Origin of the sequence: Enterococcus sp. OL5 (assembly GCF_006491895.1) — a bacterium.
Classification (GTDB): Bacteria; Bacillota; Bacilli; order Lactobacillales; family Enterococcaceae; genus Enterococcus_D; species Enterococcus_D innesii.
In genome coordinates this window covers 24,450-46,212 of record NZ_VHIL01000006.1, presented here as the reverse complement: position 1 = coordinate 46,212, position 21,763 = coordinate 24,450, and the positions used below count along the sequence as shown (strand labels likewise).

At 43.6% G+C, this 21,763-nt stretch carries 21 protein-coding genes; 10 read left to right on the top strand and 11 right to left on the bottom strand.

The window, feature by feature from the left end; genetic code table 11:
- Positions 1–79 precede the first annotated feature (79 nt).
- The 9 genes from vanT to FJU10_RS08725 all read right to left on the bottom strand — a co-directional run bounded on the left by vanT (position 80) and on the right by FJU10_RS08725 (position 9,624).
- Positions 80–2,182, bottom strand: a complete 2,103-nt coding sequence (gene vanT / locus FJU10_RS08765) for a membrane-bound serine racemase VanT (protein WP_140965678.1) — start codon at positions 2,180–2,182, stop codon at positions 80–82.
- Positions 2,179–2,751: a D,D-carboxypeptidase/D,D-dipeptidase VanXY gene (vanXY, locus tag FJU10_RS08760; protein ID WP_140965677.1), complete on the bottom strand. Its 573-nt coding sequence runs from the start codon at positions 2,749–2,751 to the stop codon at positions 2,179–2,181. Before vanXY ends, vanT begins: the two co-directional genes overlap by 4 nt.
- Complete coding sequence (gene vanC / locus FJU10_RS08755) at positions 2,748–3,800, bottom strand: D-alanine--D-serine ligase VanC (RefSeq protein WP_140965676.1); 1,053 nt, start codon at positions 3,798–3,800, stop codon at positions 2,748–2,750. Before vanC ends, vanXY begins: the two co-directional genes overlap by 4 nt.
- A 339-nt stretch (positions 3,801–4,139) precedes the next feature.
- Positions 4,140–4,688: a TIGR01440 family protein gene (locus FJU10_RS08750; RefSeq protein ID WP_189372282.1), complete on the bottom strand. Its 549-nt coding sequence runs from the start codon at positions 4,686–4,688 to the stop codon at positions 4,140–4,142.
- A gap of 5 nt (positions 4,689–4,693) precedes the next feature.
- On the bottom strand, positions 4,694–5,173 hold the full coding sequence (locus FJU10_RS08745) for an ECF transporter S component (RefSeq protein ID WP_015510153.1): 480 nt from the start codon (positions 5,171–5,173) through the stop codon (positions 4,694–4,696).
- Complete coding sequence (gene thiD, locus FJU10_RS08740) at positions 5,170–5,958, bottom strand: bifunctional hydroxymethylpyrimidine kinase/phosphomethylpyrimidine kinase (protein ID WP_081118417.1); 789 nt, start codon at positions 5,956–5,958, stop codon at positions 5,170–5,172. The genes FJU10_RS08745 and thiD overlap by 4 nt, the downstream gene beginning before the upstream one ends.
- A gap of 103 nt (positions 5,959–6,061) precedes the next feature.
- Entirely contained in the window at positions 6,062–7,588 is a 1,527-nt protein-coding gene (zwf, locus tag FJU10_RS08735) for a glucose-6-phosphate dehydrogenase (protein WP_140965674.1), read from the bottom strand.
- Between the two features lie 9 nt (positions 7,589–7,597).
- A complete protein-coding gene (locus FJU10_RS08730; RefSeq protein WP_140965673.1) occupies positions 7,598–8,245 on the bottom strand; it encodes a metal-dependent transcriptional regulator in 648 nt (215 codons plus the stop codon).
- A 143-nt stretch (positions 8,246–8,388) separates the two neighbouring features.
- Positions 8,389–9,624, bottom strand: coding sequence for an aminopeptidase (locus tag FJU10_RS08725; protein WP_140965672.1), 1,236 nt, complete (start codon positions 9,622–9,624; stop codon positions 8,389–8,391).
- A gap of 230 nt (positions 9,625–9,854) precedes the next feature.
- Between FJU10_RS08725 and FJU10_RS08720 the strand changes: the two genes are divergently transcribed.
- Positions 9,855–10,430 carry a TetR/AcrR family transcriptional regulator gene (locus FJU10_RS08720; RefSeq protein ID WP_005228861.1) on the top strand — a complete coding sequence of 192 codons (576 nt, stop codon included), beginning with the start codon at positions 9,855–9,857 and terminating at the stop codon, positions 10,428–10,430.
- A gap of 54 nt (positions 10,431–10,484) precedes the next feature.
- Here the strand turns inward: FJU10_RS08720 and FJU10_RS08715 are convergent, their stop codons facing one another.
- Positions 10,485–10,931 carry a flavodoxin gene (locus FJU10_RS08715; RefSeq protein ID WP_086293074.1) on the bottom strand — a complete coding sequence of 149 codons (447 nt, stop codon included), beginning with the start codon at positions 10,929–10,931 and terminating at the stop codon, positions 10,485–10,487.
- A 176-nt stretch (positions 10,932–11,107) separates the two neighbouring features.
- Here FJU10_RS08715 and map point away from each other — a divergent pair, with 176 nt between their 5' ends.
- The 8 genes from map to FJU10_RS08675 all read left to right on the top strand — a co-directional run bounded on the left by map (position 11,108) and on the right by FJU10_RS08675 (position 19,449).
- A complete protein-coding gene (map, locus tag FJU10_RS08710) occupies positions 11,108–11,872 on the top strand; it encodes a type I methionyl aminopeptidase (protein ID WP_008377375.1) in 765 nt (254 codons plus the stop codon).
- A 79-nt stretch (positions 11,873–11,951) separates the two neighbouring features.
- Positions 11,952–12,875 (top strand): YihY/virulence factor BrkB family protein, encoded by a 924-nt coding sequence (locus tag FJU10_RS08705; protein WP_005237256.1) that lies wholly within the window; start codon positions 11,952–11,954, stop codon positions 12,873–12,875.
- A gap of 19 nt (positions 12,876–12,894) precedes the next feature.
- Positions 12,895–14,115 carry a glycosyltransferase family 4 protein gene (locus tag FJU10_RS08700; RefSeq protein WP_140965671.1) on the top strand — a complete coding sequence of 407 codons (1,221 nt, stop codon included), beginning with the start codon at positions 12,895–12,897 and terminating at the stop codon, positions 14,113–14,115.
- Between the two features lie 281 nt (positions 14,116–14,396).
- The gene (locus tag FJU10_RS08695) at positions 14,397–15,383 is read left to right on the top strand and encodes an aldose epimerase family protein (RefSeq protein ID WP_015510146.1); all 987 of its coding nucleotides are present in this window, start codon (positions 14,397–14,399) and stop codon (positions 15,381–15,383) included.
- Positions 15,384–15,525: 142 nt separating this feature from the next.
- Positions 15,526–15,972, top strand: coding sequence for a CopY/TcrY family copper transport repressor (locus FJU10_RS08690; protein WP_008377382.1), 447 nt, complete (start codon positions 15,526–15,528; stop codon positions 15,970–15,972).
- 37 nt (positions 15,973–16,009) lie between these two features.
- Entirely contained in the window at positions 16,010–16,219 is a 210-nt protein-coding gene (copZ, locus tag FJU10_RS08685; RefSeq protein WP_081118423.1) for a copper chaperone CopZ, read from the top strand.
- 126 nt (positions 16,220–16,345) lie between these two features.
- Positions 16,346–18,820 carry a heavy metal translocating P-type ATPase gene (locus FJU10_RS08680; RefSeq protein WP_081118424.1) on the top strand — a complete coding sequence of 825 codons (2,475 nt, stop codon included), beginning with the start codon at positions 16,346–16,348 and terminating at the stop codon, positions 18,818–18,820.
- Positions 18,821–18,921: 101 nt separating this feature from the next.
- Positions 18,922–19,449, top strand: coding sequence for a type II toxin-antitoxin system Phd/YefM family antitoxin (locus FJU10_RS08675; RefSeq protein ID WP_005237249.1), 528 nt, complete (start codon positions 18,922–18,924; stop codon positions 19,447–19,449).
- Positions 19,450–19,610: 161 nt separating this feature from the next.
- On the opposite strand, the gene FJU10_RS08670 is transcribed toward FJU10_RS08675, so the two are convergent.
- Positions 19,611–20,330: a DUF2087 domain-containing protein gene (locus tag FJU10_RS08670; RefSeq protein ID WP_081118425.1), complete on the bottom strand. Its 720-nt coding sequence runs from the start codon at positions 20,328–20,330 to the stop codon at positions 19,611–19,613.
- A gap of 178 nt (positions 20,331–20,508) precedes the next feature.
- On the opposite strand from FJU10_RS08670, the gene FJU10_RS08665 reads away from it, so the two are divergent.
- Positions 20,509–21,678 carry a pyridoxal phosphate-dependent aminotransferase gene (locus FJU10_RS08665; protein WP_140965670.1) on the top strand — a complete coding sequence of 390 codons (1,170 nt, stop codon included), beginning with the start codon at positions 20,509–20,511 and terminating at the stop codon, positions 21,676–21,678.
- Positions 21,679–21,763: the final 85 nt, after the last annotated feature.

Below are 21,763 nucleotides of genomic sequence, written 5' to 3'. Positions count from 1 at the left end.
CTACGATCATTTTTTCATTTACATTACCATTTACTCTACCCACATCATACCGTAATCCGTAAGCGAATGCATTCGTTTTCTACTTTGCACTAGAGGTGATGCGGGAACCTAGGCGGCTGATCAATTCATTGGTAATGGTTTGTGCTTGATCAGCTGCAGTCGTCCAATCGCTGATTACTTCGAGCGAACTTTCGACCGCCAGTTCTGGATAGTCCGTTAAATCGATCAAGAGCATGTCCATACAAACCAACCCAATCTGCGGGAGTAAAACCCCTTGATAAGACAATTGGAATCCTTGATTTGATAGGGCACGGGGGATCCCGTCGCAGTAGCCGATACTAACGATCCCGATCGTGGCTGGTCGATCAAAAACAGTGCCTAGTCCATAGCCGATCGCTTCTCCGGCTGCAACTGTTTTTTTGTCTACCAGTAAGGCTTTGAGTGTCAAAATCGGCTGTACGTTTATCTTCTGCTTCGTTGGTTCGTTCGGGACGCTCAATGAACCAGTTAGAAGAATACCTGGACGTACATAATCATAGTGTTTCTCTGGGTAATTCAATATTCCGTAGCTGCTTTGCAGATGCGTCAGTCCATAGGCAATATTTCTAGCGGATAAGCCAGCCAATAGATCATCAAAACAAGTGATTTGGGCTTGTGTCCGTAAGATACTTGCCGTATCTAGCTGATCTGAAGAGCCTAGATGGGAAAAAATGCCTGTGATCTTGAGGGATGGCAAGGCGAAAAGCTTTCTAACTGTTTCGAGGTCAGGGGCAATACCTAGACGATGCATGCCGGTATCTACCGCTAAATGACACTCGATTGGAAGGCCTGTTCGGGCTAACGCTTGTCCATGTGCTTCACTAACGATGGTTTGAATTAAAGAATATCGGTTCAGCTCTTTGGCACGTTGGGCAGAAGTGTACCCTAAAATCAGTAAGCGACTTTTGATGCCAGCTCGCCGTAATTCAATGGCTTCTTCAATGGTAGCAACGGCAAAGAAATCAACGCCGGCTCTTTCTAGGGTGCCTGCGACCGTCTTCGCATCACAACCATAGGCATCTGCTTTAACCACCGCCATCACTTTTGTTTTTGCGGGGATCAATCGCTTGATTTCCTGCAAGTTGTGCAGCAAGGCGGGGGCTGAGAATTCTTTGGCTGCCCGCTGCAAGTGGAGCGGCGTTTTTTTCGGAAACGAGAACAGCTTTTGCAAAGCAAAGAGACCATAAATCAACCCGATGGTCAGCCCTAAGACCACAATGTAATTGATCAAATTGTTTTGCAGCAAGGGCAGTTTCTGACTAAGAAAATGGGTCACCGCAATGGTATAAGGATGGAGCAAATAGAGCCAAAGGGACAGTCGACCCGCTTGTTTCCAGATCATGGGTGCTTGCCATTGCTGGATGATCGGAAATAAAAACAAGAGGACGAAGGGCAAAAAAACATACATGCTGTCATGTTTCGGCGTGGTAAAGTGATGCAAGAGATAACTTTCCAAAAGCAAGCAAATCAGACTGATCATTAGATAACTATAGCGATGGGGAGAAGCAGGTTTTTGGGCAAATCTTCTGGCTAGTACCCCTAAGAGCAAAAACAAGGGAGCAAAGAAAATGCCGTTGCGAGTTCCAGCCAATAGTTGGAAAATCAGTGAATAGAGTGACGCGAGGGGTGTTTGGGCAGCCAGGCCAGACCAACTGTCCCCACCTAAACCAACCACATACAAACCGACAGCAATGAAAAACACCTGCTTGAAAGAAAGACGTGTCAAGAGGCCCATCACTAAAAGACTGCCGGTAATGATCGCAGGAAAATACCATAGATGATAAAGGATGCCATTGACTAGCAAAGTTTGAATAAAAGTGCCTAGGGGCATGTTCAATCCTAACATGCCGCTGTACCAAGCAAGCGGCAAAAAGAGCAGTGTGGCTATGAGATAGACTTGTAGCTGCTTTTTAATAAAATGCCAGACACGCTGTCTGGCAGGATAGCTGTTTTGGGTGGCCAAGTCGCTGAACACGTAATATCCGCTGATCATAAAAAAGAAGGGGACGGCGATTCTGAAAAGCGTCAATGTGATCAGGATATCACCATCGGGCCACAATCGATGAAGGGGCAGACAGTGGATCGCCACCACCATCATCGCTAGAATCACCCGAAACTGATCGATTCCCTGATTCTTCTTCATGCGAACTGCCTCGTGGTCTGTTCAAGATACTGATGGTATTCTTCCAAGGTCCACTGTTGATTGGCCATGATTTGACTATGAGGCAAACCGACATAACGAAAATGCCATGGTTCATAGCCAATCCCTGTAATTTCTTGTTTGTCTGCGGGGTAGCGTAAAATAAATCCGTAGTTCATCATTTCCTGGGTAAATAAATCAGCGGCTGCGCTGTCACGAAAACGTGGACAGATCAAATCATTCTGGCTGCCCTTTAAACCAACATCGATCGCTAAGCCTAACTGATGCTCGCTACAGCCGGGCAACGCCACAAATTGTTTCGTATAGGCTAATCCATTTTCTTTTAAGGAATATTCCCATAAATGCCGTTGCTGCTTTTCGGTTCGATAGCCGTCTAATAAGCAGATCTCGTTTTCAAGTTTTAAGGCTTTGACGAGGCGTTCCCATTGTTTGGCTGCTTCAGGCTGCAAGTAAACTTCTTCTTCACTAAAAGCAGCAAGGACTAGGTGGGGCGGCTCTTGGTTTTTTTCTAATGGAAACTCTTTGCTAACTAACTGTAGATAGGGATTCATTTGCCTTCCTCCTTTGCTAAGACAAGCAGTTTTTGTAGTAGTTCTTGATAGGATAAGCCGACCGCTGCCATCATGGCAGGATAGCGGGAGTGACTCGTAAAGCCCGGCATAGTATTGATTTCATTCAAGTATAGTTTTCCTTGATCCGTGACAAAAAAGTCGATGCGAGCAAGACCTTTAAGACCAAGACTACGATAGAGCAGCTGAGCTTGTTCTTTGACCTTGGTTTCAATCGTTTCAGGCAATGGTGCAGGAACGGTGATCTTGGCGCTGATCAACTGGTACTTTTCTTCAAAATCGAAAAAGCCGTCTACTAATGAAATAGCGTCACAAGCACCGACAGTCAAAGAGTCGTTGCCTAAGATACCGCAACCAATCTCAACGCCAGCGATATTTTTTTGTAAGAGCACTGCGGAACAATAAGCGAAGGCTTCCTTCAAGGCAGGAGCGATTTCTTCAACACAAGTTACTTTTGTGATCCCTTTTGAGGAGCCCGCTTCATTAGGCTTAAAGAAAACTGGAAAGCCATGGGTCTGGATGAAGGCTTCGATTTGTTGCTGTTGGTTGTCTTGATTTGTCAAGAGAATCGTAGGGGCGCTTTGTACGCCAATGGTTGCTGCAGCTTGATGCAGCAACCATTTATTCATACATAAGGCAGAGGCTGCCACCCCACAGCCTACATAAGGCAGCTTCATCAATTCAAACAATCCTTGGATACTGCCATCTTCCCCGTATTTGCCATGCATAATGGGAAATAAAACATCAGGTACCAACGTTTGCTGCGCTTCACTTAGCCAAAAGCCGTTTTCTTCAAAAAGTGGCTGGATTTTCTGTGTATGTTTCGTATCCAACAACCACGTGTCTTGTCGGATGTTTTCCAGTTCGCCTGTATACAAATACCAATCCATAGCATCTGGGGCGATCCCGATCAAAGAGAGGTCATAGTCATAGGGAGATGATTGGAGTGCTTCGATTGCGCTAGTTGCTGAGGCTAAAGAAACGGTGTATTCCGGTGAATTGCCTCCAAAAATAATGGCGATTTTTTTCATGTTTTTCTTCCTTCCGCTTTTCGATTCTTACTACATTCAGTCTATCAAGGAAAGAAAAAAGAAATTTGCGGGCTTACTGGTATCTTTCTTTTCTTTTTGTGATGAAATTCTGACGAATTTATGACAAAAGGAAGGCGACAGCTGCCGCTCTTTTTACACCAGAAAGAAACTAGCCTTTGAAGTAGAAAAAGCTGCCATAAGATGGAATGGAAAAAATAGTGAAAAAAGAGCACTCTGAAGGAAAGGGGGAGGCAATAGCAGGAACGTTGACACAAAAAAAGCACGCCGAAGCATGCTTTTTCTTTTTGATGAGGGCTTTTCGATTATTATACGATTCGCTTATTGTGCGTAATGCGCACGAGGACCACCAATATATTTAGGCCGTGATCCCAGAGCTGTGACATGGGCAGCGCCGAGGGTCTTAATAGAGGGACGAATCGGGATTTGAACATGTTTGACATGCATGCCGATCGCTGTGTCACCAATATCGATGCCAGCTTTTGCCACTATGTGCTCCACTTCAATAGGCTCATCGAACAGCTGGAAAGCCGCAACTGAGCAAGCCCCGCCTGCATGTAGCTGGGGCACTACAGCGACTTCTTCTAATTGATATAGTCGAGCCGTTTCACGCTCAACGGCTAAAGCCCGATTGAGGTGTTCACAGCCTTGAACGGCTAAATGAATATTTTTGGGACGCAAGATCGCTCGTAGTGTTTCAACGATAACCAGGCCTACTTCTTGACTGGAATTTTTGCCAATCAAGCCGCCAACGACTTCACTTGTTGAACAGCCAAGGACAAAAAGATCGTTTTCACCAACGTTCGCTGTCGTAATGACTTCTTCAACGATCGTAGTTAAATCTGTTTTTAATTGATTGATATCTGTCATAAGAATCACCTTTCATTTAAAGAAAACTTTTTCGTGCGGCGCAAGGCATGCGTCAGCGGTAAAGCAACGATGCTGCCAAAGACCGTTTGGATCAAATTACTTGGAATCGAGGCGATCCCAGCGCCTAACCCGAATAGCAAAACTGTTGCTGCTGCATAGCCGGCAATCATGATCAAGCTGCCGACAATGACGGCTGCTAGTGGCCGATGGCTCATTCTACCTACGATCCAGCCTTGCACACCATGGATCACGATGGAAAAGAAGGCCCATTCAGGGTAACCTGATAGAAAATCAATGATGCCGCCGCTCATTCCACCGACGAAGGCCCCGGCGCTAGGTCCGAACAACAGGGCCGAGATATAGATCCCTGCTTCACATAAGGTCACAAAGCCCTTCGTTTGCGGAACAGGAATGATAAAGGTCAAAGAAAGTGCACAGGTAAGTGCGGTCAGCATAGCGATCGTGGTTAAATTTCTTACTTTCATACGTATTCATCCTTTCTGAAGTAGGCAAGTTGATTGACGTTTCCGGAGGTACCTAAAGGTAGCCCCTCTTCGATTCCTGCCCAAACAAATGCTTTTGCAGTTTGAACAGCTGTTTCCAATGAAGTACCTTTGGCAAGTAAAGCGGCAATCGCCGATGAAAGGGTACAGCCAGCACCGTTGGTTGTGGGTCGGGTACTTTTTTCTGCTTCAAAAACAGTATACTGTCCAGAGTGGTATAAAAGGTCGTAGGCTGTTTCCCCAGTTAGTCGACTGCCACCTTTGATCAGAACATTTGGGGCACCAAGCGCATGGATTTTTTTTGCCGCCGTTTTCATCTCCGCTAAGGAGGTAATCCTTTGTCCAGATAAGTGTTGTGCTTCGAGTAGATTAGGTGTCACTAATGCTGTGTAAGGAAACAAGGAGATCAATCCTGCTTGATACGATTGATTAAAGGCGGTATCTCCTTCTTTAAAGGCAAGCACGGGATCGAGCACGATCGGTCCGGTAAATGCTTGTAAAAAATCCCGCAGCAATTCAATGATGGCCGTTTGATGAAGCAGCCCGATTTTGATTGCATCTAGTGAAACGACCGAACGCAGTGAATCTAGCTGTGCTTGGATCACAGGCTCAGGAAGATCATGGAACAAAAGATCATCGTTAATAGCGACAACACAGGTCAATAAGGCATGACCAAATACCCCGAATTCCTCAAATGTTTTCAAATCCGCCGTCATGCCGCCGCCTGCCAAACTGTCAAGACCGGCGATCGATAAGACTTGTTTCATCTTTGCTGCTCCTTTCATTTCTCATTTCTTTCTATTATAAACAGACGGGAAAAAAGAAAAACGGCCAATTGGATGTTTTTTCCTCATCCAATTGACCATTTGCTTATTTTTCATTTAGTAAATCCCGTTCTCGATACCATTCATCGGGACGCCAGATCCATTCAAACCCATCGGCAGCTAAGAGATCATAGGCAGCTTGGGGTCCCATCGTTCCTGCGGCATAGTTTGGAAAATCAGGTGTTTCTTGGTCCCAAGCGTGACGGATCACATCAACGATGCGCCAAGATTGGGCAACTTCATCCCAGTGGGTAAAGTTAGTGCCATCCCCGTTCAAAGCATCTAAAATCAATTTTTCGTAGGCTTCAGGGGTGTTTTCGACGATTTCAGTACTATTTCGGTAATCGAGCTTCACTGGCAATGTTTCAAACCCTTGGCCAATCTCTTTTCCGTTCAAGGAAAGAGAGAAGCCTTCCGTCGGTTGAATGTAGATCGTCAGCACATTCGGTGCCAAACTCTCGATTTGCTTTTGTTCATTCAGGTCTTGCTTAAAGACATTGACTGGGACTTGTTTAAAGACAATGTTGATGCGAGTGCCTTTTTCCGTCAAGCGTTTCCCGGTGCGTACATAAAATGGTACGCCGGACCAGCGGAAGTTATCGATCAAGAATTTCCCAGCAACGAAGGTTTCCGTTGCCGATTTTTCATCGACATTGGCTTCTTCACGGTAGCCAACAAATTTCTTGTCTTCTAATTGTCCTTTATCGTATTGACCACGAACGAAGTGTTGTTTCACTTCTTCTTCGGAGTAGATACGGATCGCATTTAAGGCTTTGATTTTTTCTGTCCGTAACTCTTTTTCAGAAAAAGCCACTGGCGGCTCCATGGCTAATAAGGAAAGGATCTGTAGAATATGGTTTTGGACCATATCTTTTAAGGCGCCGCTCTTATCATAATAACCACCGCGTTCTTCAACACCTAAGTTTTCTGCGATATTGATCTGAACATTGTCAATGTACCGATTGTTCCACATCGACTCAAAAATGTTATTGGCAAAACGAATCGCAGAAATGTTTTGGATCATTTCTTTTCCTAAATAATGATCGATCCGGTAGATTTCTTGTTCTGTAAAGACTTGATTGATCTCTTCATTCAAGTCTTTTGCTGAGTCATAGTCGCTTCCAAATGGTTTTTCGATGATCACCCGATGGTAGCCGTCAGTATCTAGCATCCCTTGGGATTTCAAGTGAGAAACGATCGTCCCAAAGAAGTTAGGAGACATCGCTAAGTAAAAAATTTGATTGCCTTCTAAATGGTATTTTTGATCTAAGGTTTCCGCTAAATCTTTCAATGAATCATAATGACTCGTATCTGTTACATCATGTGATTGGTAATAGAAATGAGAAGCGAATGTCTCTGCTTGCTCTTGTGAGTCGCTCAATTCTTTGATCGTACCTATTACTACTTCACGATAGTGTTCATCCGACCAAGGACGGCGAGCAGTACCAATGACTGCAAAATCTTCTTTCAAATCGCCTTTTTTGTACAACCGAAACAAAGAAGGGTATAGTTTGCGTTGGGCAAGGTCGCCCGTACCGCCAAAAATCGTAAAAAGGACCTTTTTTTCCATCATCTTCACTCCTTACAGTTTATCGACAAAAATCGTGCTGGCGGCTTTGTAGCTGACAGCAATTTCTTTTGTGTCATTTTTGATCGTAATCGGACCCTCGTATGCTGCCGCATCGACGATCTCGTATTCTTCATGAATATTCAATTGGATCGAAACGAGGTAATCCAGCAGTTCTCGTTCGTCAAGGACACGGGCGATACGAATTTTTGTTCCTACCGGATAGGAACTCATGGTGTTTTTTTCGCCTTCGTGAATGAGTTCTCCTTGTTCAGGGATCATTCCGCCATGTGGGCAATACCGAGGATGATCAAGGTAGGCTTCTAAGCGGCTCGCCAGTGTTTCCGAGGTGACGTGTTCTAAAACTTCTGCGTCATCATGAACTTCATTCCATGAGTAATGCAGGTGCTCCACAAGAAAGACTTCCCATAAACGATGCTTGCGGATCAGAGTACTTGCAGAAGCTAAACCAGTTTCAGTCAACTGTACCCCTTGATAAGGTGAATGTTCCACTAAGCCTTCTTTTAATAATTTTGAAATCATTTCACTTACTGAAGCTGCTGAGACGTCCAGACCTGACACGATTTGTTTGTTATTGATTTTCTTTTGGTCACCACCAAGCTCTAAGATGAGCTTTAAATAATCTTCACGATTTGGTGTCATCGGATCCATCCTCTCTTATCAAAGACTATCAAAGTAGATTTTATCAAAAAAGCCGGCTGATTACTACGAAAAAAGCCGCCGGTTTCCAATATTCTATGTAAAAGAAGGCCGAGGGGAGCAACTCCACCTCAGCCTTTTTTTTATTAAGCCCAGTCACCATTGCGGAAGACAGGAACCGTGGTGCCATCTTCTTTGATGCCATCGATGGACATTTGGTCAGAGCCAACCATGAAATCTACGTGGGTTTGGCTGCGATTCAAACCAGCCGCTGCCAGTTCTTCTTCACTCATCTCAGTGCCGCCTTGCAAGCTGAAGGCATAAGCGGAGCCTAAAGCCAAGTGGTTTGAGGCATTTTCATCAAACAACGTATTGAAGAAGATGATGCCGGATTGTGAGATAGGGGAAGGATCAGGAACTAATGCGACTTCACCTAAAGATTTTGCTCCTTCATCGATTGCTAGCAGTTTGCCTAACACTTCTTCGCCTTGTTCTGCAGAAAAGTCCACGACTTTGCCGTCTTTGAAGGTGAACTTCATCCCAGAGATGATGGTGCCTGCGTAGCTCAATGGTTTTGTACTTGAAATATAGCCATCGATGCGACGATTATCTGGGGCAGTAAAGACTTCTTCTGTTGGCATGTTCGCCATGAATTTTTCATTGCGGGTATTGTAACTGCCAGCACCTTCCCACAAGTGATTTTTAGGCAAACCGATGATCAAATCGGTACCCGGTGCTGTATAGTGTAATGCGCTGAATTGTTCTTTGTTCAATTCTTCAGCTTTAACTTGCAAGGTTTCATCGTGTTTTTTCCAAGCTGCGACAGGATCTTCTTCATAGATACGTGTCGTTTTGAAAATTTGATCCCAAAGCTTGTCTTGTGCTTCTTCAGGGGAAGCGTCAGGGAATACTTTTTGGGCCCAATCTTGACCAGCCGCCGCAACCACAGTCCAGCTGACTTTGTTGGCTTGTGTTGCTTGACGTAATTTCATCATCGCTTTACCAGAAGCAGCTTGGAAAGTTGCCACTCGGTCTGAGTCGACGCCCGCTAACGCATCGGGATTGGCAGAAACGACACTGATGCGGCTCGCACCTTTTTCAACCCAATCTTCTGTTTGATCTATTTTGTGCTGAGGAATCGTAGACAAACGATCTTCGGCCGCATGAGTAAGAAATTCTTTTTGGATCTCATCGTCGGTCCATTGGACGATTACTTCGTCCGCACCTAATTCATACGCTTTTTTCGTTAATAGACGAGCTAAAGGTGCTTGGTCCACGGCGATTTGGATGACGATTGTGTGCCCTTTTTGGACATTTACGCCAACTTCAGTGATCAGTTGGGCATATTTTTCAAGGTTCTGATTAAAGTTTGGTAAAACCATTAAAATTCCTCCATTTATTCTAAATTTATAACTGTCTTCATGATAGCACTAAGTATTTTTGAAAACAAACGAAAAAGTGAGCAAAAAAACAGTGGTCTTCAAATTGAAAAACTGGAAACACTAAGGGCAATAATTTTAAAAGTTTTTTGCAAACTTAAAAAAACATGATACAATAAGTAAAAGGTATTTCTGAAAGCGATGTATAGCAGAATTAAGGAGATTAAAAAATTATGGCAAGAAAGAAAACTATTACTAGAGACCAGATTTTAAAAGCTGCCTATGAAGTTGTCGCAACCGAAGGATTTACACGTTTTACCGCACGCAATATCGCAGCGAAGATGAAATGTTCAACGCAACCGATCTACTTAGAATTTAAAAATATGGATGACTTAAAAAATGCATTGATCAATCAGATTTACGACTACTTAGCGACAGAAGTCTTTCCAGTTGAGAGACGGGGAGATGTCATCGTTGACTTAACGTTAAATTATATTGGCTTTGCAAATAAAGAAAAACGATTATACCGAGCGCTATACTTAGAAGAGCATGGTGGTGGGGATTCCATGCAACAGTTTTCATTTGACCTTTTTGTGAAATCAGTGAAAAAAGAACCAAAATATCAAGATCTATCTGATGTAAAATTACAATCTTTGCACACCGGTGTCTGGATCGTCGCTACTGGCTTAGCGGCATTGATGTCTTCGGGAATCATTCATCCGACAGAAGATCAGATTGCTAAGCTGATGACGGAAACCACCGATAATATTTTAGCAAGAGAAACACCCATCGATATCAGCTATCATTAAGCAAACAATAAACCTCCGGCAGAATCAAGTGATTTTGTCAGAGGTTTTCTTGTTTTATTCAGCGAATGCTTCTGCTAGTTTATTGGCAAAGGCTTCTAAGTTTTGAATATCGTCTTCTTCTGCAGCCAAGTCAACTTTGACGCTGTCTGCTCCTTTTGTCGCACCAGTTTTGCTAAAGGCGGCTTCAAAGTCGTCAACGGATTTACAAAAGTCATCATAAAAAGTATCGCCGGAGCCACAGACTCCAAAGATTTTGCCGCTTAAATCAAGTTCTTGCAAATCTTCATAAAAATCGACGATCTCATCCGGTAGTTCCCCGTCTCCATATGTATACGTTGCGACGATACAGATATCAGCATCTTCAAAGTCATCTGCATCCACTTGGGTACACTCATTCATTTCTACTTCCATGTCAAGATTTTCAAGGGCTTCAGAAACGATATCCGCAATTTCTTCCGTATTCCCCGTCATGCTTGCATAGACGATTTTTGCTAAAGCCATGGGCTTTTTCCTCCAATCTCATTCCTATTCTCAAGGAAAACTCTCTTACAGATTATAGCAAATGCACGAAAGTTTGAAAACAAAACTTGAAAAACTCTTTACAATGTCTGTGAATTTTGTAAAATAAGGGATTTCTATGGTAAAATAAGAGGAATTTAATTAAGGGAGACGAGAACATGATTACATTAAAATCTGCCAGAGAAATTGACCGCATGGCCGAATCCGGCGCGCTGTTAGCAGATGTCCACAAACAATTACGCAGTTTCATCAAACCAGGTATCACGAGTTGGGATATCGAAGTGTTTGTCAGAGATTATATTGAAAGCCACGGTGGCATCGCTGCCCAAATTGGTTTTGAAGATTACAAATATGCCACTTGCTGCAGTATCAATGATGAGATTTGCCACGGGTTTCCTCGAAAAAAACCATTGAAAGACGGCGATCTGATCAAAGTCGACATGTGTATTGATTTAAAAGGTGCCATTTCTGATTCTTGTTGGAGTTATGTCGTAGGGAACTCGACGCCTGAGATTGATCGATTAATGGAAGTAACCAAAAAAGCGTTGTATCTAGGAATCGAACAAGCGCAAGTGGGCAACCGAATCGGTGACATCGGTCATGCCATTCAAACGTATGCGGAAAAAGAAGGGTACGGGGTTGTGCGTGATTTCGTAGGACACGGCATTGGCCCAACGATCCATGAAAGTCCGATGATCCCTCACTACGGAGAAGCCGGCAAAGGGTTACGTTTAAAAGAAGGAATGGTTATTACCATCGAACCTATGATCAATACAGGGACGTGGAAAATGAAAATGGATCCTAATGGCTGGACCGCCTATACATTAGATGGCGGTTTAAGCTGCCAATATGAACATAGTTTGGCGATCACCAAAGATGGTCCGAGAATTTTAACTTCTCAAGGAGAAGAAGGCACCTACTAAATTTTGGCGGTAGGAGACTTCTGATTGTTACGTATGACAAAGAAAAAAAGGCAGATGATTCGCTGGCGGAGGAAGAAACATGAAAATCGTTGATAAAGTAAAAAGCAATCAAAAGCTGATGCGTTTCATTGAAACAACGCAAAATAGAATAACCGATTCAGAAATGGGGACTACATCAGTCGTTGTGGCCTACTATTTATTGCTTTCACTTTTCCCGTTAATGATTGCGCTGGGGAATCTTTTGCCTTATTTATCAATTGATCCGAACACGGTTTTATCTTATGTACAGGAATTGATCCCGAATCAAATCTATGATTTTATCGGACCAGCAATCGAAAATCTCCTCACCACTAGCTCTGGCGGACTGTTGTCGATCTCCGCTTTAGCGGCGTTGTGGTCTGCGAGTCAAAGTATCAATGCCTTACAAATTGCGATGAACAAAGCCTTCGGTGTGGACCAGCGTTCCAATTTTATCGTGGTGCGCGCAGTATCATTTGTGATCATCCTGCTCTTTATGATTGCGATCGTTGGTGTTACGATGGTATTTGGGCTTGGAAAAATCATTCTTGATTTTTTGCAGCCGATTTTTAAGTTTCAAGACAATCTGATCGATACGTTCCAAACAGTCAAATGGCCAGTCACGATCGTTGCTTTGCTGTTCATCATGATGCTGATCTATTGGTTAGTGCCGAATGCAAAGGTCAAGTTGCGTTCGACTTTGCCGGGGGCGATCTTTGCAACGATTGGCTGGATGTTGCTGTCACAAGTGTTTGGCTTATACGCCCGTTACTTTGCTGCGAAAATCATTGGCTATCAAATTATTGGAAGTTTTATTGTTTTAATGATCTGGTTGAATCTTGCTGCGACGATTATTATCTTGGGTGGAATCATCAACGCAGTGGTAGAAGAGTATGTATCAGGACAAGAGATCAAAGAACGAACAGATCCTGTTCAGCGGATTTCTTCGAAAATCGAGGATACATTTACCAATAAAGAGAAATAACGGAAAGCGAGAATAAACGATGGATTTTGCATTCAAATTTGTAATGCGCTTATTTATAACAATGATCGTGTCTTTAATCCTAACACCGATCATTAAATTGATTTCTTTTAAGATCGGCGCAGTCGATCGACCAGGAGATCGCCGAATCAACACCAAAACAATGCCGACCGCAGGGGGATTAAGCATCTTCCTCTCCTTCTCTTTTGCATTGCTTTGGGAATTTCGCGCAATGATTCCTTTTGACTACGTCTGGCCGATGCTTTTAGGGGCAGCCATCGTCGTAGTTACTGGATTATTGGATGATATCTTCGAGTTGACCCCTATGCAAAAAACGCTAGGCTTGACGTTAGCGGCTTTGGAGATCTATTTTGTTGCTGGCATCAAAATCAGCACGGTTTCGATCCCTTATCTCGGGGTTTTTGACTTGGGCTGGTTAGGCTTACCTATGACGATCCTATGGATTTTGGCGATCACGAATGCGGTCAACTTGATTGACGGTTTAGATGGTCTAGCGAGTGGGGTCTCCATTATCAGTCTGACAACGATTGGGATCATTAGTTACTTCTTTTTACCAAACTCCGTTGAAGTACCGATGGTGATTTTTACATTGATTGCCGCGATCGTAGGCTTCTTTCCTTACAATTTTTATCCAGCCACGATTTTTTTAGGCGATACTGGGGCACTTTTTCTAGGTTTCATGATTTCCGTCCTATCGTTGCAAGGCTTAAAAAATGCGACCTTCATTACAGTGATCACCCCAATGTTGATTTTAGGGGTACCCATTACCGATACCGTCTATGCGATGATTCGTAGAAAATTCAATAAACAAAAGATCTCTTCAGCAGATAAGATGCACTTGCATCATCGCTTACTTTCATTAGGGTTTACCCACCGTGGCACGGTCTTGACGATCTATGCCTTGGCGATGGTTTTTTCATTTATTGCATTATTGATGAATTATGCCAGTAACACCGCAATCATCTTGCTGATCATTAGTACAGGTTTTGGCATCGAATTGTTTATCGAGTTGATTGGTTTGGTGGGAGAAAATCGTCAACCACTCATGTGCGCGCTGAAGTTTCTTGGAAACCGTCGATTCAGGCAAAAAGTCTTGAAGGCGCGAGCGGAAAAGAGAAAAGACAAGCAAGAAGAGGAAAGCGAAGATTTAGCTGCTAGCGCTTCTCAAATCAAGGAAAAGCGACGAAAGAGAAAACATTACCAAGCAAAACACAAAAAATAAACGATACAGTTGCGGCAAAGGTGTCCAACAGGTGAGATGAATACGAGTGATCGTTGAAGGTCAGGAGGAGTCAGTGCTTCTTCTAGCGCGTTCTCTTACGATCAGCTGTCGATGATTCGATCAATCCGTTGGCGATGCTTGCCGCTTTTTGTTTGTTTGAAAATGGTCAGACAAACAGTATTTCCTGTCGAATTCTTCCGTCTTGAATTGACGGATCTAGCCCTAAACGTCTATACTTAAAAAGAGCAGCAGACTAATCAAAGAAAGAAGGATATGAACGAATGCCAAATGTGAAACAACTGACGTCAGAAAGAATGGGAACAATTTATGAGCTTTCCAATGATAGCGGTACCATCGTAAGGCTAAGTCCTGAAGGCGCACGCTTATTGGATTGGGTCGTTCCAGTAGAAGAAGGTCGCGACATTGTGGTCGGTTATGACACGATCGAAGGACATCGCCAAGCACGTTATTATGGCGCAACGATCGGCCCTGTGGCGGGAAGGATCGCAGGTACTCGCTTTGAGATCGACGGACAAGAATACCAAACGGAAGACAATGATGGCGGCAATACGCTTCATGGCGGTTCAAAGGGGCTGGATACTGATACATGGATCACTGAAACCTTTGAAGAAGCAGACAAAGCTGGGGTGATTTTTACTACCACACGGCAAGATGGCGATGGCGGGTTTCCTGGGAATGTTCGTTATCAAGTCACCTATACGTTGACGAATGACAATGAACTATTGCTTGCTTATGATGCCAACACTGACAAAGCGACTTTATTTAACCCAACGAACCACGGTTATTTCAATTTGACAGGTGATACCCAACAGCCGATCGATGACCACTTGGTTCAAATCAATGCCGAACATGTGGCTGAAACGAATGACGATGTGACGACGACCGGTGAAAAAACGCCTGTCGCAGGCACAAAGTTTGATTTTAGACAAGAACGCCCGATGGGAACGACGATGTTGGATGATCCGTTCTTATTAGACCATACTCAAGAGTGGGATCTAAAAGTAACCAGTCCCGATCAAAAAGTGCAGCTGACTGTAACTACTGACCGTCCTGCCGTTGTTATTTACACAACGGGTGAGGGAGAAGCTGGTGCATCAATGAAGACTGGTCCTTTTGCCAATCATGGCGGGATGGCGATCGAAACACAAGGTGTTCCTGGTTCTGAGAAATTTACCCACTTTGGTGAGATCGTGTTGCGTCCAGAAGAACCCTTCCACTCTGTGACGACGTATCAGGTCCACTTTTAAGCATAGGAACCAAATCATTTTTAATGAAATAGAAAAAAAGCATTGTCAAAACGCAGAAAGTTTGGCGATGCTTTTTTTTGACAAAATACGATTACAGATGTAAACTTAAAAATGTGAATCACTTATGAAAGGAAGTGGACAAATGCAATCTGTGGTCGAACCAATCAAAATCAGCGATTCTGAATGGGAAGTCATGCGTGTGATCTGGACATTAGGACAATCCGACGCGAAAGAGATCACCGCTTTATTGAGCGAAAATAAAAATTGGAAAGCAGCAACGGTCAAGACGCTTTTAGGACGACTCGTCAAAAAAGGCGTATTGAAAACAGAAAGCCAAGGGAAAAAATTTGTTTATTCGCCGCTTGTTTCCGAAGAAGCAACCGTTCGCAGCGCAGCTGAGAATCTTTTTTCTCATATTTGTGCCAAAAAAGTTGGGCAGACATTAGCAGAAATGATCCAAGAAGCAGCATTGACGGCAGAAGATTTGGCGATGCTCCAAGCAGCAGTCGACCAAAAAGTGCCAGTAGCAGCGATCTCATGTAATTGTATTCCTGGTCAGTGCCAATGCAAAACCCATGCAACAAAATAAGTAGCCAACGAACTGTTAAAAGAAATGAGGAATCGTAATGAAAAAAAATATGCAAATCAGCGGAATGAATTGTGCCCATTGTGCCGCAAAAGTTGAAAAAGCGCTTAGTGAAGTACCGGGTGTGAAAAAAGCCAAAGTGGACTTGAAAAAAGCTCGCGGAACAGTCAAGTTTGACGAGTCGCAAGTGACAGAAGCAGCCTTAGTCAATGCGGTCACCGAAGCGGGTTATCAAGGGGTATTTGAGTAAGCAATGGAATTGCTAAAGTGAAAATGAAAAATCAAAACAAATGAAAAGTGTCCAGCCGCTTGAAGCTTTTGTATGAAGGAGCAAGACTGTACGCACATTCAGTGAAATAGGAAGGGGAATACTAGGATGAATCAGAAAAAAACGTCTTCCGCAAGTAATAGTCAGACGTCAAGCCATCATAGGCATGAACCTGCTTTGAATGAGCGGGATAATGGTACACAGGGAAAAGAGCAACATGCGCAATCACAAGTGACAGAAGTCCCTGAGCCTAGCCATGAGATGAATGGGATGGATCATCACAAGGCGACATCAAAACAGCAGGAGCATGAAAGCTCCGATAGTAACCATGGTCCTATGGATCATGAAGTGTCCAGCATGGACTATAGCCATAAGGGCCATGAGATATCTGGCATGGATCACGGCCACAAGGGCCATGAGATATCTGGCATGGATCACAGTCACACGGACCATGAGATCTCTAGCATGAACCATAGTCACATGAATCATGAGATGTCTGGCATGGAACATAGTCACATGGATCATGAGATGTCTGGCATGGAACATAGTCACACGGATCATGAGATGTCTGGTATGAATCATAGTCATATGGATCATGGAATGGGTGGCATGGATCATAGTATGCATATGGGAAATTTTAAGCAAAAGTTTTGGCTATCCTTGGTTTTGGCGATTCCAATCGTCATTTTATCACCAATGATGGGCATCGAATTGCCCTTTCAGTTCACGTTTCCTGGCTCAGATTGGGTCGTATTGCTTTTAGGAACGATCCTGTTTTTCTATGGAGGGCAGCCGTTTTTAAGTGGTGCGAAAATGGAATTGAAACAAAAAAGCCCAGCCATGATGACGTTGATTGCTATGGGGATCACGGTTTCTTATTTCTATAGTCTTTACGCGTTTATCGCCAATCATTTTCTTGCTGTTCCTCATGTAATGGATTTCTTCTGGGAACTAGCGACTTTGATCGTGATCATGTTGTTGGGGCATTGGATCGAGATGAATGCAGTTTCTAATGCTGGCAATGCATTACAGAAATTAGCAGAACTATTGCCAAAAGAAGTGATTCGGAAAAATGCGGATGGATCAGAAGAACAGATTCCATTAGAAGAAGTGACCAACAAAACACAGTTGATCGTTCGCTCAGGAGATAAGATTCCTACAGACGGAACGATCCTTGAAGGAGAAACAACGATCGATGAGTCGGCAGTTACCGGTGAATCCAGACGGGTACCTAAAACCATCGGCAGTACTGTCATTGGAGGATCTGTCAACGGCAATGGTACCATCACGATGGAAGTCACAGGGACTGGGGAAGACAGTTACTTAGCAAAAGTCATGGAAATGGTGCGAAAAGCCCAAGCTGATAAATCCCGCTTAGAAGCACTTTCGGACAAAGTGGCAAAATGGTTGTTTTATATTGCGTTAGTTGCTGGTGTCTTGGCATTTGCTGTGTGGCTGTTTGTTGCTGACCTACCGACTGCTCTTGATCGAATGGTCACGGTATTCGTCATTGCCTGTCCCCATGCGTTAGGCCTAGCGATTCCCCTCGTCGTGGCTCGTTCAACATCGATCGCTGCCAAAAATGGCTTGCTCTTAAAAAATCGCAACGCACTGGAGAATGCGCATCATGTTGATTATCTGATCCTCGATAAGACCGGTACGTTAACAGAAGGAACGTTTACCGTAACTGGCATCGAGGCGACAGGCAGCCTTTCTGCATCAGAAGTACTCGCTTACCTAGCAGGTCTTGAGAAAACCGCCAATCATCCGATCGCAGAAGGCATTTTAGCCCAAGCAGAAAAGGAAAACATTACAGCCAAAAAGGCGACTGATGTTCAAACAAGGACGGGTATTGGTCTGGAAGGTGTGATCGATGGACAGAAGTGGTTGATCGTCAATCAAAAAGGATTGGAGCAATTAACCATTCAATATCAAGGGAACTCCTTGAAAAATTATCAAGAACAGGGCAATACCATCAGCTATTTGGTTCATGACGGCAAAGTGGAAGGAATCGTCGCCTTAGGGGATAAGGTGAAACCAGAAGCGAGTCAATTTATTCAAAAAGTGAAAGACTTAGGCATCACGCCAGTTATGGCTACTGGGGACAACCAAGCAGCGGCGCAAGCCGTAGCCGATTACCTAGGAATCGAAGCCTTCCATGCGGCAATGTTACCAGATGATAAAGAACGTCTAGTCAGTGACTATGTCAAAGAGGGCAAGCGCGTCGTAATGGTAGGCGATGGGATCAATGACGCCCCAAGTCTTGCAAGAGCGACGATCGGGATTGCGATCGGAGCGGGTACCGATGTAGCGATCGATTCAGCCGATGTCGTTTTGACGAATAGCGAACCTCAAGACATCTTGCACTTCTTGACTTTGGCGAAAAAAACACGGCGCAAGATGATTCAAAATCTCTGGTGGGGCGCAGGATACAATATTTTTGCTATTCCTTTGGCAGCTGGCGTGCTCGCACCAATCGGGATCATTTTGAACCCAGCAGTCGGAGCTGTCTTGATGTCTATGAGTACGATCATCGTTGCCATCAATGCAATGACCTTGTCAATCGAAAAAAGCGGCGATTAGCCGCTTTTTTGTTTCTTTTCCTAGGAGCAGTGAAATACCTCTATAATCTGCTTCTGGATTTATGCTATAATGTGTTCGTTGAGACAAGGAGGACGTTGATTATGGAACTGAAGAAGTTGGATGTTCCCACTACTTCAATTACTGAAGTAAAAAAATCTCCGATGGATGTATTTAATCAAGCGCGAGAAGCAGGAACAGCAGTATATGTATTCAATCGTGAAAAAGTGGCGGGGGTCATGTTGACACAAGAGCAGTATGAAACGTTATTGCAGGAATTAGATTATTTGCGTCAGCGACCGCTGATGGAAGAAGAACCCGAACAGCCGCCAGTGGCAGGGCTAGAGGAATTCTTACAAATCATGCGGCAAGCGCTGATCACCGGTGCCAGCATCTCGGCAAAAAATTTAGATGAGCGGATGGTGGCGTTAGGCTTCATCACTCGTAAAACAGGTTTTGGCGGTGTCGTCGATATGGTGAACGAATTGAAAGAAACAGGCAAGATTGTTTATCAGTTGCGCAAAAAACAAGACGGCAAATCGGTGACTGCTGAAGTCATTGGGGAACAAGACAATCAAACGCAATTATTTGATAAATTGATCATCAAAAAAATCTTTCTAAAAGAAAAATAAACGCTGGAACTTGTCCCAGCGTTTCAGACAGTAGACAAAGTACGGGTGTTTTCGTACTTTGTCTTTTTTTTGTAAAAAACTGGAGCTTTTTGACTTTTTAACACTGTGAAAGATACTGTCCATCCATCCAACAAAAGTTCCAGCCAGTTACAGACTAGGTTTTAAGTCAACCAGTAAGTTTTCCCGTCTTTCGTCCGTTGCATAAATCCGTATTCGATCAAATAACGTCGGACAGTGACGTAATCGGTGATCGCTTGTTTTAATACATCGTTGACGGCAGCTTCTGAATAATTTTTCTTTGGATCAAATTTTTGTGCCAGTACACTTAAGACAACGATCTTGCGCTTTTCTTTGCTGGGAAATTGTTTGATAAACCCCGTTTCATCAAAATAAGTGGCAATGATCTTTTCTCTTTCACTAGCCGTAATGGCATAGCGATCATCAAGCATCGTCGCCCCTTTGTGAGGCGGTAGCAACGGGCTATCTTGCAACAAGGACATGATACTTAGAAAAACAGTCGCTTGTCGCTGCTTTTCTTTTAGCTTAAAGCGATGATTCCTGACAGTCGAAGAAGAGATAGCTAAGCGCTGGGCAATCACAGTATCGCTAATATCTTGGGCAAACAATTGTAAAATCTCCTGTTGGCTCTCTGATAAGCCTGTTTGTTCTTTGGGTAAAGCCAACAATGCGGATAGAACGGTTCCGTGATGCTCAGTGATATGCTGCATCATTCGTTTTTTTGCCGTAAAAAAGGCGCCATCAACGGGATAGATTTCTTCTTTGTCGAAGGTCTCCTGACAAAATACGCAACAATATTCCGTTGATGTTGCGACATATCCTTGCTGGTAATCAGAAATGGTAAACTCTTGATAAGGTTTCATTTTGGGTGCTCCTCTTATTGTTTATATATATACTAACATAAGTTGATTTCGTTTGTAAATAAGCAAACGGATTTATCGTTATTAGATTAATTTCATCCGTTGCTTAAAATCGTCGCCTTTTTGTGTTAGGATTAACAACAATAGCGAATGAATTTGCTTAATTCAAAGGAGTGATACTATGGCAGACGTAAGCCAACGCTTCAATCACGAAGTGTACAATATAGCTGTTTCATTGATTCGTAAATTTGATGAACGGGTTTCTTCAATTCCTGATATTTTAAAGTTAACGTTAGGCGAGCCGGATTTCAACACACCGGAGCACGTGAAAAAATCGGGTGTCCAAGCAATTGAACAAAATTTCAGCCACTATTCTGGAATGGCAGGCTTAGCAGATGTTCGGCAAGCAGCCAGTCTCTTTTTGAAAAATAAATATCAGCTTGATTACGACTTTCAATCAGAAGTATTAGTGACGATCGGTGCAACGGAAGCAATCTCAGCTTCGTTATTAGCCACGCTGGAACCTGGTGATAAAGTGATTCTACCAGCACCAATTTATCCAGGCTATGAACCAGTCATCCATTTAGCTCATGCCAAACCGATTTATCTTGATACGACGGACAATGACTTTGTTTTAGCGCCAGACGTTTTGGAAGCAGCCTTAAAAGAGCATGGGGAGCAAGTCAAGGCAGTCATTTTGAATTATCCTAGCAATCCAACAGGGGTCGTTTATACCCGAGAACAAGTCAAAGCATTGGCAGAAGTTTTAGAAAAATACCCCGTTTTTGTTATTAGCGATGAAATTTATAGTGAGTTGACTTATGATGAAACCCATGGATCCATTGCCGAATACTTGCGGGACCAAACGATCGTGATCAATGGCTTGTCGAAATCTCACGCGATGACTGGGTGGCGTGTCGGCTTCATTTTTGCACCAGAAGCGTTGACTGCTCAGATCATTAAGGTTCACCAATACTTAGTGACTGCGGCATCAACGATTTCTCAAAAAGCAGCTGTGCGGGCATTGATCGAAGGCATCAATGATGCAGAAGTCATGAAAGCCGATTACCGTGAACGTCGAGATTACTTGTTTGAAAAAATGACTGCCCTTGGTTTTGAAATGGCGAAGCCATCTGGTGCATTCTACATTTTTGCCAAAATACCAGCTGGTTTCAACCAAGATTCCATGGCTTTTTGTGTCGACTTAGCCGAAAAGAATCAATTAGCAATCATCCCGGGTATCGCCTTTGGTCCCGAAGCAGAAGGCTATGTTCGTTTAAGCTATGCGGCAAGTATGGAAAACTTGGTGGAAGCGATGGATCGCTTGACACGCTATATGCAAAGCAATTGATTCTACAAACGTTTCTTTCGTTTTTAGATAAAGTAAGCCCCCTCTGATGGATTCAGTGGGGGCTTTTATAGGCAATCGACGAACT

Coding starts and splice junctions, on each gene's coding strand:
- copZ (WP_081118423.1), top strand. CDS start 16,010: ATGAAAAAAAATATGCAAATCAGCGGAATGAATTGTGCCCATTGTGCC.
- FJU10_RS08675 (WP_005237249.1), top strand. CDS start 18,922: ATGGAACTGAAGAAGTTGGATGTTCCCACTACTTCAATTACTGAAGTA.
- FJU10_RS08745 (WP_015510153.1), bottom strand. CDS start 5,173: ATGAAAGTAAGAAATTTAACCACGATCGCTATGCTGACCGCACTTACC.
- vanT (WP_140965678.1), bottom strand. CDS start 2,182: ATGAAGAAGAATCAGGGAATCGATCAGTTTCGGGTGATTCTAGCGATG.
- FJU10_RS08715 (WP_086293074.1), bottom strand. CDS start 10,931: ATGGCTTTAGCAAAAATCGTCTATGCAAGCATGACGGGGAATACGGAA.
- FJU10_RS08695 (WP_015510146.1), top strand. CDS start 14,397: ATGCCAAATGTGAAACAACTGACGTCAGAAAGAATGGGAACAATTTAT.
- map (WP_008377375.1), top strand. CDS start 11,108: ATGATTACATTAAAATCTGCCAGAGAAATTGACCGCATGGCCGAATCC.
- FJU10_RS08725 (WP_140965672.1), bottom strand. CDS start 9,624: ATGGTTTTACCAAACTTTAATCAGAACCTTGAAAAATATGCCCAACTG.
- zwf (WP_140965674.1), bottom strand. CDS start 7,588: ATGATGGAAAAAAAGGTCCTTTTTACGATTTTTGGCGGTACGGGCGAC.
- vanXY (WP_140965677.1), bottom strand. CDS start 2,751: ATGAATCCCTATCTACAGTTAGTTAGCAAAGAGTTTCCATTAGAAAAA.
- FJU10_RS08750 (WP_189372282.1), bottom strand. CDS start 4,688: ATGACAGATATCAATCAATTAAAAACAGATTTAACTACGATCGTTGAA.
- FJU10_RS08690 (WP_008377382.1), top strand. CDS start 15,526: ATGCAATCTGTGGTCGAACCAATCAAAATCAGCGATTCTGAATGGGAA.
- FJU10_RS08680 (WP_081118424.1), top strand. CDS start 16,346: ATGAATCAGAAAAAAACGTCTTCCGCAAGTAATAGTCAGACGTCAAGC.
- vanC (WP_140965676.1), bottom strand. CDS start 3,800: ATGAAAAAAATCGCCATTATTTTTGGAGGCAATTCACCGGAATACACC.
- FJU10_RS08670 (WP_081118425.1), bottom strand. CDS start 20,330: ATGAAACCTTATCAAGAGTTTACCATTTCTGATTACCAGCAAGGATAT.
- FJU10_RS08665 (WP_140965670.1), top strand. CDS start 20,509: ATGGCAGACGTAAGCCAACGCTTCAATCACGAAGTGTACAATATAGCT.
- FJU10_RS08730 (WP_140965673.1), bottom strand. CDS start 8,245: ATGACACCAAATCGTGAAGATTATTTAAAGCTCATCTTAGAGCTTGGT.
- thiD (WP_081118417.1), bottom strand. CDS start 5,958: ATGAAACAAGTCTTATCGATCGCCGGTCTTGACAGTTTGGCAGGCGGC.
- FJU10_RS08720 (WP_005228861.1), top strand. CDS start 9,855: ATGGCAAGAAAGAAAACTATTACTAGAGACCAGATTTTAAAAGCTGCC.
- FJU10_RS08700 (WP_140965671.1), top strand. CDS start 12,895: ATGGATTTTGCATTCAAATTTGTAATGCGCTTATTTATAACAATGATC.
- FJU10_RS08705 (WP_005237256.1), top strand. CDS start 11,952: ATGAAAATCGTTGATAAAGTAAAAAGCAATCAAAAGCTGATGCGTTTC.